At 56.7% G+C, this 12,915-nt stretch carries 9 protein-coding genes and 1 pseudogene; 3 read left to right on the top strand and 7 right to left on the bottom strand.

Translation table 11 applies throughout. The features are described from left to right. Positions 1-21 precede the first annotated feature (21 nt). Together AC07O1_RS22525 and AC07O1_RS22520 are read right to left on the bottom strand one after the other, a co-directional pair. Positions 22-3,171, bottom strand: a complete 3,150-nt coding sequence (locus AC07O1_RS22525) for an efflux RND transporter permease subunit (RefSeq protein ID WP_495090158.1) — start codon at positions 3,169-3,171, stop codon at positions 22-24. After that, positions 3,168-4,277 carry an efflux RND transporter periplasmic adaptor subunit gene (locus AC07O1_RS22520; protein ID WP_495090157.1) on the bottom strand — a complete coding sequence of 370 codons (1,110 nt, stop codon included), beginning with the start codon at positions 4,275-4,277 and terminating at the stop codon, positions 3,168-3,170. Before AC07O1_RS22520 ends, AC07O1_RS22525 begins: the two co-directional genes overlap by 4 nt. A 220-nt stretch (positions 4,278-4,497) precedes the next feature. Between AC07O1_RS22520 and AC07O1_RS22515 the strand changes: the two genes are divergently transcribed. Next, entirely contained in the window at positions 4,498-5,958 is a 1,461-nt protein-coding gene (locus AC07O1_RS22515) for an efflux transporter outer membrane subunit (protein WP_495090156.1), read from the top strand. Positions 5,959-6,126: 168 nt separating this feature from the next. Next, complete coding sequence (locus tag AC07O1_RS22510; RefSeq protein ID WP_495090155.1) at positions 6,127-6,912, top strand: SDR family NAD(P)-dependent oxidoreductase; 786 nt, start codon at positions 6,127-6,129, stop codon at positions 6,910-6,912. Positions 6,913-7,022: 110 nt separating this feature from the next. On the opposite strand, the gene AC07O1_RS22505 is transcribed toward AC07O1_RS22510, so the two are convergent. Together AC07O1_RS22505 and AC07O1_RS22500 are read right to left on the bottom strand one after the other, a co-directional pair. After that, positions 7,023-8,294 (bottom strand): OmpP1/FadL family transporter, encoded by a 1,272-nt coding sequence (locus AC07O1_RS22505; protein ID WP_495090154.1) that lies wholly within the window; start codon positions 8,292-8,294, stop codon positions 7,023-7,025. Between the two features lie 196 nt (positions 8,295-8,490). Next, the gene (locus AC07O1_RS22500; RefSeq protein ID WP_495090153.1) at positions 8,491-9,111 is read right to left on the bottom strand and encodes a TetR/AcrR family transcriptional regulator; all 621 of its coding nucleotides are present in this window, start codon (positions 9,109-9,111) and stop codon (positions 8,491-8,493) included. Positions 9,112-9,342: 231 nt separating this feature from the next. Between AC07O1_RS22500 and AC07O1_RS22495 the strand changes: the two are divergent. Continuing rightward, positions 9,343-9,597: pseudogene (locus AC07O1_RS22495) on the top strand (aspartate/glutamate racemase family protein); the annotation flags it as partial. Between the two features lie 59 nt (positions 9,598-9,656). Here the strand turns inward: AC07O1_RS22495 and AC07O1_RS22490 are convergent. The 3 genes from AC07O1_RS22490 to AC07O1_RS22480 are packed head-to-tail and all read right to left on the bottom strand — an operon-like array spanning position 9,657 to position 12,737. After that, positions 9,657-11,039, bottom strand: coding sequence for an LLM class flavin-dependent oxidoreductase (locus AC07O1_RS22490; RefSeq protein ID WP_495090152.1), 1,383 nt, complete (start codon positions 11,037-11,039; stop codon positions 9,657-9,659). A gap of 34 nt (positions 11,040-11,073) precedes the next feature. Beyond that, positions 11,074-11,919, bottom strand: coding sequence for an amino acid ABC transporter permease (locus AC07O1_RS22485; RefSeq protein WP_495090151.1), 846 nt, complete (start codon positions 11,917-11,919; stop codon positions 11,074-11,076). Beyond that, on the bottom strand, positions 11,916-12,737 hold the full coding sequence (locus tag AC07O1_RS22480; RefSeq protein WP_493061635.1) for an ABC transporter substrate-binding protein: 822 nt from the start codon (positions 12,735-12,737) through the stop codon (positions 11,916-11,918). The genes AC07O1_RS22485 and AC07O1_RS22480 overlap by 4 nt, the downstream gene beginning before the upstream one ends. Between the last annotated feature and the right edge of the window lie 178 nt (positions 12,738-12,915).

The following is a 12,915-nucleotide window of genomic DNA, read 5'->3' as shown; positions in this document are numbered from 1 at the left end:
CGTCCACGCTATGGCCTATGGCTAAAGCTTTGTGGTGAGGTGAACGGCGAGAGGACGGGGTGGTGCCCTATCCACCAGGCTTGCTTGCTTATTCGCTGTTTCGGTTTGACCCGTATTGTCAGGACGGATCTTGAACCAGATGGCGTACATCGCCGGCAGGAACACCAGCGTCATGATGGTGCCGACTAACGTGCCTCCGATCAGCGCGTAGGCCAGCGTCCCCCAGAAGACGGAATGGGTTAGCGGAATGAACGCCAGGATTGCCGCGAGTGCTGTCAGCAGTACCGGGCGGGCACGCTGTACCGTGGCTTCGACCACTGCGTGAAACGGGTCCAAGCCTTCTTGGGCGTTGTGATGGATCTGCCCGATCAGAATCAGCGTGTTGCGCATCAAGATGCCCGACAGCGCGATCAGCCCGACCAGGGCGTTGATTCCAAACGGCTGCTGGAAGATCAGCAGCGTCGGCACCACGCCAATCAATCCCAGCGGTGCGGTGAAAAACACCATGATCATTGCCGAGATCGAACGCACCTGGACAATGATGATCAGCAGCGTCAGGGCAATCATGATGGGAACCAGCGGCACTATCGCCTGGCCGGCCTTGCCCGATTCCTCGATCGCACCCGCCTGCTCGATCCGGTACCCGCCAGGCAGCGTGTCGATAATCGGCTGCAGTTGCTTGACGATCACACCCGATACATCGGGCGGCTGAAGGCCTTCGGCAATATCGCCGCGCACGGTGATAGTCGGCGTGCGGTCACGGCGCCTAAGGATCGGATCCTCCATACGCACATCCACCGCTCCGACCTGGGACAGAGGGATACGCTGACCCGCCGCTCCCACCAATGTGAAGCCTTCAATCCGGGCGGGATCGAGCCGGATATTCCCCGCGGCACGACCAACCACCTGCACTGAACGAATGTCTTCACGAACCGCCGTGATCGGCACCCCGGCCAGCAGGAATTGCAACTGCTGGGCGACTGCACTGGATGTCAGTCCAACCGCCTGCAAGCGATCCTGATCCAAGTTGAAATGCAGCGTCGGCGTCAGAGGGCCCCAGTCGCTGTTGACCGTCCTCATCATCGGGCTGGCTTGCATGACATCTTGTACACGACCCGCAATCTCGCGCAGCTTCGTCGGGTCAGGCCCCATTACCCTGTAGGCGACGGGGAATGGTGAATACGGACCAAACACAATTTGAGTCGCCCTGACTCGGGCCTCTGGGGCGAGGCCTGCAGCGACCGCTTCGCGAAGACGGAACTTGAGGGTTTCACGTGCCTCCTGACTGTCCGTCAGCACCACGATCTTGGCGAACGATGGATCGGGCAGTTCTGGCGCCATCGCCAGGAAGAAACGCGGCGCGCCCTGCCCAATATAGGCCGTGACGATTTTTGCCTCTTCCTGCTGTTGCAGCCAGGCCTCGACCTTTGCAGCAGTGGCACTGGTCTGCGCGATGGAGGTTCCGTAGGGCATTTGCACCTCGACCATCACCTCGGGACGGTCCGAGGTCGGGAAGAACTGTTTCTTCACCAGGCTCATGCCCAGAACTGCCACGAAAAACAGCGTGATAACCGTGCCAGCCACCAGCCATTTGCGGGCGATGACGCGTGTCAGAACCCGGCGGAAGCGGTTGTAACGGGGGGTGTTGTAGATAGCCGCATGCCCACCCTCGACCTTCTTGATGTCTGGCAACAACTTCACTCCCAGGTAAGGGGTGAAAGCCACCGCGACGACCCAGGAAGCGATCAAAGCAATGCCGACGATCCAGAACATGTTGCTGGTGTACTCGCCGGCAGTGGACTGGGCGAAACCGTTGGGCATGAAGCCAATCGCCGTTACCAGTGTACCGGAGAGCATTGGCGCGGCCGTATGACTCCAGGCATAAGCGGAAGCTTTGATTCGGTCGTAGCCCTCTTCCATTTTCACCACCATCATTTCGATGGCAATGATCGCGTCGTCCACCAGCAGTCCCAGCGCCAGAATCAACGAGCCGAGGGTAATACGGTCAAAGTTCTTTCCGGTGGCCGCCATCACCACAAACACTATCGCCAGCGTCAACGGTACCGCCGCTGCGACCACGAGGCCTACCCGCCAGCCCATGCTGAGAAAGCAAACAAGCATCACCACAAGCAGCGCGACAAAAAATTTGACCATGAACTCGCCGACAGCCGAGTCAATGTTCACGGCTTGATCAGTGACCTTGGTCAGCGTCATGCCCAGCGGCATGCCTTCATTTATCTTCGCCGTCTCGGCGTCCAGCGCCTTGCCCAGGTCCAGGCCATTCCAGCCTTCGCGCATTATGACCCCCAGCAACAAGGCCTCTTCGCCGTTATTGCGCACCAGGAAGGTGGCAGGGTCTTCGTAGCCTCGTTCAACCGTCGCCACGTCCGAGAGCTTTAACGTGCGCCCCTGAATCGCCAGGGGCGTGTCACGAATTTTCTCCAATTTATCGAAAGCACCATCCACCCGCAGGAAAACCTGCGGCCCGTTGGTTTCGATGGAACCGGCGGGTGTGAGCACGTTCTGGCTATTCAGCGCGGCGAAGATGTCCTGGGGAGAAACGCCCAAGGTGGCCAGTCGGTCATGGGAGAAAGACACAAAAATGCGCTCGGCTTGCTCACCGATGATGTTGACCTTCTTCACGCCCGGCACATGCAACAGTTGTTGGCGCAACGACTCAGCATCACGCACCAACAGTCGCCGCGGCTCGCCTTTGGCTTTCAAGGCGAACAGCGCAAACGTCACGTCCGAATACTCGTCGTTGACCAATGGCCCGATCACACCCGCCGGTAGCTTGGTGGCTTCGTCGTCGAGCTTTTTGCGCGCCTGATAAAACTCTTCCTGCACCTGTGAGGGTGGCGTGCGGTCCAACAACGACACCATGGTGAAAGCGAGACCGGGCCGCGTATAGGTTTCCGTGCGGTCGTACCATTTCAGTTCTTGCAGGCGTTTTTCAAGTGGCTCTGCTACCTGATCCTGCATCTCCTGCGCCGTGGCGCCCGGCCACGCGGTAATGACCGTCAACTGCTTGACCGTAAACGGAGGATCTTCCGCACGCCCCAGCTTGAAGAACGCCAGGGTGCCTGCAACGGCAATCAGGAAGATCAGAAACACCGTAATAGATCGCTCACGAACGGCGATCGCGGAAAGATTGAAGCGACCCTCGCTCATGGACGCCCCCCAGCAACTTTTTCGTCATCCTGTTGAGGCAATTTCACCTCTTCACCTTCGCGCAACAGATGTGCGCCTAACGCTACGATCTGCTCGCCGACTTTGAGGTCGCCTGCGACTCGCACTGTGTCGTCGCTCAAACCCAGGACTTGTACAGGTCGCCAGGCCACCTTCGCCGGTGTACCGGCGATGACCCACACGCCAGTGCCTTGGCCTGGGTCATAAACAGCAGCGATCGGTACTTGCAGCCCCTGCCCTTGCGTGGTGCCTTCAGCGATCCGAAGCGTGACGGTCGAACCTATCGGTGCATTGGCCAGCGCGCCCTCAAGCACATACCGCGCCTCGAAGGTGCGTGTCATGCGGTCAGCCGAGTCAGACAGCAGCCTCAGCTTCGCTGTAACAACATCCGTGGTATTGCCATAAAGCGTCGCCTGCGCAGTGGATCCTGCTGCGGGGCGCAACGTCTCGGGCAGGTGCACGATGGCTTCGCGCTGCCCTGCCCGCGCCAATCGAACCACGGGCTGTCCCGGGCTGACAACTTGTCCGGGCTCGGCGAGCGTCTCCACCACCACGCCGTCGGAATCCGCAAGCAGCACCGCATAACCAGAAGCATTACGGGCAACGTCAGCCTGCGCTTCAGCGGCGCTAAGTTGCGCCTTTGCGGTATCCGCTGCGGCTTTGATCTGGTCGTAGGCCGATGCAGAAATAGCGCCTGCGGCAACCAGACTGCGGTATCGCGCCTCGTCATCTGCTGTCTGCTTGGCTCGGGCCCGAGCGGCTATGACCGACTCCTGCTGTGCTCGTGCCTGCAACCCCAGGTCGATCGGATCAAGGCGCATAAGTGGCTGACCACGTTTAACGGTCTGACCGGTATCTACCAACCGCTCAAGGATCTTGCCTGACACCCGAAAGCCCAGGTCGCCCTGGACGCGGGCAACCACGACACCACTGAAAGAACGCGAGACGTCGGACGAAGCCTGAACAGCAGTGGACCTCACCAAAGGAGCATGCATGCGTGGATCGTCAACGGTGGATGAGTCGCCACATGCCGTCAGGACGAGAGGCAACAAGCAAGCGGCAATGGTGAAAGGTCGAAGCCGGCGCATAGGTTCCCTTACTTAAACAAATAGGACAGGCGTAATATTCTCAGTCTAGTGACCACACATGTCAACGGTCACATATTATAAAGCGCTAAGCTCCTCAACCTCAGCAGTGGAATCGCCGAATACACTGGGTCAATTTCGAACTTGGCTGAACGAGCGTCGATTGACAGAAAGTGACCATAACGTAACATGGTCACAAACATACTCAATTGAAGGAACCTCAATGCCTCCCCTCCGTCCCGTTGCTCTCTTGGTGAGTGCCAGCTTGATGACAGGTTGCGCGGTCGGTCCGGACTATCACCGTCCGGACGCCCCGCTTTCGGACCGTTACTTGGGTCAGCCTTCTGTCGAACAGAGGCCCGGGGCGACGCCTGCCAGTCTTGTCGCCTGGTGGGAAGGCTTCGGTGATCCACTGCTAGCCGACTTCGTCTCCAAGGCACTTGAGCAGAACCTGGATCTGGCGCAGGCGTCGGCGCGAGTAACGCAGGCACGGGCAGGACTAGGCGCCGCAAATGCCGCTTTATTACCCTCGGGAAACATCAGCGGCCAAGCCGCGCGCTCCTACCAGTCAATCGAGACCCCACTCGGCCAGGTGTTGAACTCAACGCCTGGCTATGATCGGTACGGAAGTTCCTACGAGGTCAACCTCGATGCTAGCTGGGAGGTGGACGTCTTTGGCGGCTTGCGACGCGGACGCGAGGCTGCACTGGCCGAGTACCAGGCTTCCGAGGCGGGTGTCGCTGCCACACGACTGGCCATCGCCGCGCAGACCGCCGATATCTACATCGCTATCCGCGGATTGCAGACCCGGTTGGACATTGCGAACCGACAAGTCAAAACGCAGCAGGAGCTACTAGAGAAAGTCCAATTGCTCTACAGCAAGGGCCTCGCCGCCAACTATCAGGTTCGTCAGACTGAGGGGGCACTATCGCAAGTCCAAGCGACAGTACCGGCCCTGCAAACCGGCCTGGATGCTGCCATGAATGCACTGGATGTCATGCTCGGCACGCCGCCAGGCACTCACCGCACGCAATTGGCAAATACGGGGAACATTCCTGTAGCGCCGCAGATAAAGGCCACGGGAACGCCGGCCGATCTGCTGCGCCGCAGGCCAGATCTCATTGTTGCTGAGCGCCATCTCGCAGCCTCAAACGCACGCATCGGGGAGGCGATTGCTGAGTACTACCCGAAATTCTCCCTTAGCGCATTGCTGGGCAGTGCCACGGCTGTATCCGCAGGCAACCTTTTTACCGGCGGTGCCAGCCAGTCGGCGGGCGTACTGGGACTACGCTGGAGACTCTTCGACTTCGGTCGCATAAACGCCCAAATCGACCAAGCCAAGGGACAGGAAGCCGAAACCCTGGCCGCTTACCGTCAGTCTGTGCTGCGCGCCACCGAGGATGTCGAGAACGCGTTCTCCGCACTGGTGAATCGGGAAGCTCAAGCAACCACCCTCACCGGGGGAGAGACGTCTCTGACACAGGCTCGCCAATCGTCGTTCATTGCCTATCAGAAAGGTACGGCCAGCCTGATAGATGTCCTTCATGCCGACGAGACGATGCTGCAGGCTTCCGATGCCCGAGCGCAAGCACGAACGGAATCGGCACGGGCGGCGGTCGCGGCATTCAAGGCGCTCGGTGGTGGCTGGCAACCTCCTGAAGCCCAGCCTGTGGCGACCCGATGACTTAACCTGATGACGCGGCACTTAATGCACGCCCCCCTCCTCTTTCAGCTATTACCCAACCCGAGAGCGGGCTTCGCTCACCAACTGACGACCATTGGTCTCAGGCCGTTCTGTTGCGATGCGGTCAGCAGCCAATTGCTCAATAGAAACCAACCGGAGAACAGCGAAATGAAATCGAACGAGAATTCCTGGGTGCTCATCACAGGCGCATCAAGCGGATTTGGCGAGGAGTTTGCCCGGCAATACGCAGCGCAGGGAAAATCGCTAGTCCTGGTAGCAAGAAGGCTGAGTAAGCTCGAAGCGCTATCGGCGCAGTTGCGCGAACGCTTCGGCGTTGATGTGATAGTCGAACAAGTAGACCTGTCCTCGATCCCGGCGATCATCGAACTGCATGAGCGACTCAGCGAACGCAATATAGTGATCGATGTGCTCATCAACAATGCGGGTCATGGATTGCAAGGACCTTTCCTGGATCAGCCTCTGGACCACTCACTGACCATGATTGATCTGGATATCGCCAGCCTGACAGCCCTGACACGCCTTTTCGCGGCCGACATGCGAGCCCGCAAACGTGGGCACATCCTGATGGTCGCAAGCTTGCTGTCCTTCTTGGGCGTGAAGAATTTCGCCGTTTACTCTGCCGCGAAAGCCTATGTTCTTCGCTTCTCTGATGCGCTTCATCGTGAACTGAAAAATGACGGTGTCGTCGTTACCGCACTTTGCCCCGGGATGTCGGATACCGGATTTGCAGAGAGCGCCAAGCAACGGATCACGCCAACCTTAAAAAGGGTGATGATGCAGCCCCAACCCGTCGTACGAGCTGGAATCCGTGCACTGCAAGCCGGACGCATGAGTGTGGTGCCGGGTTTTGGCAACAAGGCCATCACTGTCTTGACGTGGGCCACGCCACGTCGGTTTCATCAGAGCCTGATGGCGCAGGTCATGGGAGTCTGAGGGGGCGACCAAGAGGCCTTTCCCCTGAAGGGATAGGCCCAGGATTTTTCTTGAAGGTCGGAAGGTAAAGCGTGCTTCAGACCGGACATTTATCGTGTAACAGCACTCAATTAGAAGCGGTAACTAACAGACGTACCGAGCCCGCTCGCACTGTTCTTATATTTGGCACTGTATGCACCTCTGGTCGGCGAGGTGTCGTTGACCTGCACGCTCTCTTCCCACAGGTAAGAGTAAGCAACATCGATCGTGACATTATCCGCCGGCGTCCAGCCAGCACCGAAGCTGACAACCTTCCGGTCGCCCGTAGGAATGCGCGGTCCACGATTGGTGTTGTTGGTCGGTGACTGATCGACCGAAAAGCCTGCGCGAAGTACCCATTGGTTGTTCAGTTGATATGCCGCACCGATAGCATGAGCCCACGTATCGTGCCAATTCTGTTCTTCGGTAATGGTGCCCAGCGCATCGCTCAACGCAGGGGGTAAACCTGTGTTCTCGATGGTTAACGCTTTGAAGCGACTCCAGCGAGTCCAGGTGCTCCCCACGTATAGGGTCCAGTCGTTATTAAGCTGATGAGTCACCGAGAAATCCACTGACTCCGGGGTATCCACATCCAGCGAAGCGTCATAACTGCGGCCGCTGACCCCCAACACACTAAAGATGCCGTCAGTGACCTTGGTCTTGGCATCCAATTGATAACTGACCTTGGAATGGTAGGTCATGCCCAAACGGGTTCGGTCTGTAGCCTGCACCAAGATACCGGCGTTAAAACCCAGGGCAGTGTCGTCACCCGTGCTTTTGAGTTTTCCGTCATTGCGACCAGGGCTAAGCGGATTGGGCACCATACCGGAAATTTCACCACCGATACGGTTGATGGTCGGACCGAACCCGATCGAAACTTTGTCGTTGAAGGCATAGCTGACAGTGGGCTGGAACGTAAGGGTCGTGACTTCGCTTTTGTTGGCGTAGTAACGCCCGGCGAAACCGCTGCCATAGTCAGTCATCAGACCGAAAGGCACATAAAAACCTACACCGAACGCCCAATGCTCATCGATCGGTTTGACGTAGTACCCCATAGGCACGGTGGTGGTTGGCACCATGTCGCCGTCTTCCTGGCCGCCGAATGTACTGCGGGTGTGGCTTATGTCGGACTTGGCGAAAAGAGTCGCCGCCCCCACGCTGACCTGTTCTCTTTTCAAGCGAGACATGCCCGCAGGGTTACCGAAGACCGTACTCGCATCTTCAGCAGCGGAAGAACGACCGGCAAACCCGGCCCCCATCCCACTGATGCTTTGTTCATTGAGAGCGAAGCCGCTTGCAAAAACGTTTGAGGATGCGAGCACGACAGCAAGGCCAAATGGGGACTTGAGCACTATTTTTTTCATTGTTTGGACTCTATGGGTATCACTGAGATGAAGCATTAGAAGCGATGGACCACCATATTTATTCATGTGACCATATCAGTCAATGGTCACACAACAGATAAATAAAATGCCCTTCGACGGATGGAAGAAGGGCAAAGTGAAAAGCCGTTTGGGATCTGACGCGTACCGCCGTATGCGATAAACCTTTAGCCAAAGGTCAAGGCATGAGGCTACGCAAGATGAGATTGGAGGTAAGCGTGGGCGCCTCCTCGACGAAATCGAGGTTGTACTGCAGCAGCAAAGGGTTGACGAATGGCCGCAGCGCGAGATGTATCGCTTCTACTGTCTCGTCCAGCGGAGTCTTGCGTTCAAATTCGCCGATCTCTCGTCCCTCCCGCACGATTTGCAACACTAAGTGTTTGATGCGTGCGTCATAAGCCTGCGAACTGGGCCAGCTTTCCGACGCCGCGAACGCTGCGATGTCATAGAGTTTTCGGTCGTTGAAGAACAGATTCACACCTGTGGCAATCACGGTTTTGACCAAACGTCGAAAGCGCTCCGTCGGCGACAGGTCTTCTACATTGATAGCCTGCTCCACAGCCGCGACGATTTCTGCCAGACAATTTGCGCAGATGGCTTCACCGATCGCCTGCTTGGAATCAAAAAATTTGTAGATGTAGGCCTTGGAAAACCCGATGGCCTTGGCCAGGTCGGAAACCGTGGTTTTGCCATAGCCGTATTGACTGAAGTGTTCGTTGGCCGCTGCGACAATTTGATCGCGAATCTCGTGATCGATTGGGCCACGGGGGCTAGGCGAAGATATTGATGGCTGATTCATGGGAATAGCTTACTCACCCTATCGAGGACTTACAAATTGTGACCAAATAAATATATAGTCACAAATCTAACGCTTGGAAACCACAGTTGACCTGATTTGCAACGAGCTGACGTTTTGAGTAGTCCAACATGGCGCATTAGCGTTCCAACAGCTCATTGTCGCTAACGCTAGACAGCTTTATGCCCTTTGCCTCGTGCTGATGACGAAGCTCAGCCCAGTCTATAAGGGCGGGGTTTCACAGACGGCATCTGTAAAGACCAGTTACTGACCGCTGCAGAGCACCTGTGTGAACTGGGTGCCGATGTGCTCATCCTGGGGTGCACAGAGTTACCTCTGGTGCTCGAGCATAGCGAATCCTACATGATCAAAAATCATGAGGTTGCATTGGTCGACCCGACAACCATTTTGGCATTGAAGTGCATTGAACTTGCCCATGAGAACACGGACAAGCCTCAGTCACTGAGCAAGCAACACTGTGTCGGTTGATTACAACGGAGCTATGTCAAGGGAAGGCGTCTGTATTCAACGGGACAGGCACCTCCATCCTAAAAACCTTCTTCGAAGCGGAACGAGGCGCCGTAGGCAGAATCCGGTAAATGGTTAGCGCCATCGTCCCGTAACCGCGAACGGAAAGTACCGCTCTGTGGTTCAGTACGATACAAGCCACGCTTTTGCAGTTCAGGAATGACCAGCTCAACAAAGTCTTCGAGGCTGCCTGGGCTGATCAGCGGGTTGAGCATGTAGCCACTGGTGCCGGAAATTCGGGCGTGCTCCTCGATCCGATCGGCCACTTGTTGCGGCGTTCCCACCAGAATCAGATCACTGCCCCGAGTGACGTTGGCAAAGCGCTGTTTGACATCGCCGGCGGTCAAGGGCTTGCCACTGCCATCAGGCCGCATCACATAGGAAGTCATGCCTTCGGTGTGAGTGGATAACGCATCGCTGTCCGCGTAGCGGCTGATGTCGATACCGGTATCACCGGCATAACTCACCAGCTGCGCCTGCAAGTGATAGTTGCTTTGCAGTTCGTCATATTTGCGTTGGGCTTCGATCTCGGTCCTGGCCGTAACGATGCGCAGGACCGTCAGAGATTTAACATCCTCCGCCTGACGCCCCCGTGCCCTGGCCTGCGCCCATATATCTTCCAAGCCCTGGCGAATCTCCAGCTGGTTGGATTTTGCGATGAAAATCAGTTCGGCGTGCTTGGCCGCAAACTCGCGACCACGGCCTGACCAACCGGCCTGAATCAGCAAGGGTGTGCGTTGTGGTGATGGAGAAGTCAAATGCGGCCCGGCCACCCGGTAGTGCTCGCCAACATGGTTGATTGGTCGCACGCGATCGCCCTTGGCATAGATCTGGCGAGACTTGTCAGCCACCACGGCATCGTTTGCCCAGCTGCCTTCCCAGAGCTTGTAAACCACATCGAGAAATTCCTCTGCGCGTTCATAGCGATCATCGTGCTTGATCATCTGCTCCAGGCCGAAGTTGCGAGCGGCACTGGTCAGATAGGAGGTGACGATATTCCAGCCGACCCGGCCATTGGTCAGGTGATCCAGTGTGCTGAAGCGCCGGGCATGGGTGAAAGGATGCTCGTAACTGGTGGTGACAGTGACGCCGAAGGCCAGGCTTTCCGTCACGGCAGCTAATGCCGGGATGATCATCAACGGATCGTTGGCCGGCGCTTCCACCGCCCACTTCATGGCCGCATCGGCATTGCCACCGAACACATCGTAGAAGCCCAGCACATCACCAAAAAACAGCATGTCGAGATGAGCCTGGTCGGCGATGCGTGCCAGGTTGGACCAGTAGCCCAGCGAGTTGAAGGTCAGTCGCTCGTCAGCCGGGTGCGTCCAGAGGCTCGGCGCGCCGCCACAGCCAACACTGGCTTGCTCGTATAACGCAAACAACAGAGGTTTTGGATCGGACATCGTAGTACCTGTAAAAAGTCATTAAACGCGCGGGTCAGCGCTGATGCTTGAAACCTTTGCCGTAGTGGCGTTCAAGACGGTTCTGAATCAACTCCAGTCCAATGGACAGGAGCCAATAGATAACGGCTGCGGTGGTGAGCATTTCGATGTAGCGGTAGGACGAGCGACCGTACGACTGCGCCAGGAACATCACTTCCCAGACGCCCATCACCGATATCAACGAGGAGTCCTTGAGCATTGAAATGAACTGACTGGTTGTCGGGGGAATGATCGTGCGCATGGCTTGCGGCAGGACGATGTGCAGGAACGTCGCCGCCGACCTCAGCCCCAGAGCCATCGCCGCTTCGCGCTGTCCAGGTGCTACAGCCAGGATGCCAGCACGAAAAATCTCGCTGAGGTAGGCACCATAATTAAGCGAGAGCGCAATGATCCCGGCGCTGATTGCACCTGGCACAACGCCCAACTGCGGCAAGCCCAAATAGATCAGCAGGATCTGGATCAGCAGCGGTGTACCGCGAAAAAAAGATGCATAGAAACTGGCAATACCGAAAGCTACTGCACTGCGAGACAGGCGCGCTAGCGCCGTCACGAAACCAAGGAGCAATGAAAGCCAGATTGAACAGAAGCATAGAAACAACGTCAGTGCGGCGCCTTGCAAGAAACCGTTTGGCCCCAAATGCAGACCGACCAGATTGGGCAACTTCTCCAGGATGATCGAGAACTTCAGATCGAAGCTCATGAAAAACATGACGCACAAGCCGAACAGCGCCGCCCAGGTCAAATACAAGCGAGTACGAAAACCGAATAGCTGGCTAAAACGGTGCGGTACGGGCTCGGGTACAACAGTCGCCTTTGCGGGGTGTGGATTGAGGGCTGTCATTGGCTGATGTCGGCACCGATCCACTTTTGCGAAATCTTGCTCAACGTGCCGTCAGCCTTGAGTTGAGTGATGACCTCAGTGACTTTGTCATTCCATTGAGGGTCGCCCTTTTCGATCGCTACCACGTTGGGCTCTGCATACAGTGTGTCGCCAGCAATTTTAAAGCGAGGATCCTGGGCGATGCGTTCGCGAGCAGTGATGAGGTTGGTGACCATGGCATCCAGGCGCACGCCCGTGCCCAAAGCCAGATCCTGGAAGGCTACCGTTTCGTTGTCGTATGGCGCGATCTGGACGCTTTCGAAGGGATAACTCAACGGCTTGTCCTCGGCACCTTCAATCACCAGATCTTTGTTCAAATAGGCTTCATAGGTCGACGCACTGATCACACCGACTTTTTTACCTGACAGATCCTTGCCCGTGACAATGTTCTTGTCTTTGGCATTCACCACGATCACGGCCGGTGACTGGTAATACTCGACCGGGAAGTCGAACACTTCGGCCCGTGCCTTGCTCGGGGTCATCGAGCAGACGCAGATGTCATATCGTCCGTTCCAGCGTCCGGCAGCGATGACATCCCAAGACGGTGTTTGCAGCTTCAGTTTCACCCCTAGCCGTTGCGCAACGGCCTTGGCGACATCGACGTCAAACCCGTCCAGTTGGTTCTGTTCATTGAGAAAGGAGAAAGGTGGATAGCTTTCCATCAGGACGCCGGTCAGCTCCCCGCTGCTGGTTACGCGATCCAGAGTGGAACCCGCGAACGCCGTCGAGCATGTAGCCAATAATGCCAAGCCAAAAGGTAAAAGCGCCTTAGTTTTCACAGACAAGTGCTCCAATCGATTCAAAATACTGAATAGATTAAAACGCACTATAAAAATAGTTTGTACTACATTTATGGAATATAAGACTGCATTCAAGCTATATTGGATCTAGCGATTCAGACGCTACTTACGAGCCGTCAACGAGTTCCATCCCTCGCCCTCCATCGCCAAACTTCCT

This window comes from Pseudomonas sp. GW821-FHT07G10 (assembly GCF_059418545.1).
This window is presented reverse-complemented; position numbering and strand designations above follow the sequence as displayed.

Coding starts and splice junctions, on each gene's coding strand:
- AC07O1_RS22525 (WP_495090158.1), bottom strand. CDS start 3,171: ATGAGCGAGGGTCGCTTCAATCTTTCCGCGATCGCCGTTCGTGAGCGA.
- AC07O1_RS22520 (WP_495090157.1), bottom strand. CDS start 4,277: ATGCGCCGGCTTCGACCTTTCACCATTGCCGCTTGCTTGTTGCCTCTC.
- AC07O1_RS22515 (WP_495090156.1), top strand. CDS start 4,498: ATGCCTCCCCTCCGTCCCGTTGCTCTCTTGGTGAGTGCCAGCTTGATG.
- AC07O1_RS22510 (WP_495090155.1), top strand. CDS start 6,127: ATGAAATCGAACGAGAATTCCTGGGTGCTCATCACAGGCGCATCAAGC.
- AC07O1_RS22505 (WP_495090154.1), bottom strand. CDS start 8,294: ATGAAAAAAATAGTGCTCAAGTCCCCATTTGGCCTTGCTGTCGTGCTC.
- AC07O1_RS22500 (WP_495090153.1), bottom strand. CDS start 9,111: ATGAATCAGCCATCAATATCTTCGCCTAGCCCCCGTGGCCCAATCGAT.
- AC07O1_RS22490 (WP_495090152.1), bottom strand. CDS start 11,039: ATGTCCGATCCAAAACCTCTGTTGTTTGCGTTATACGAGCAAGCCAGT.
- AC07O1_RS22485 (WP_495090151.1), bottom strand. CDS start 11,919: ATGACAGCCCTCAATCCACACCCCGCAAAGGCGACTGTTGTACCCGAG.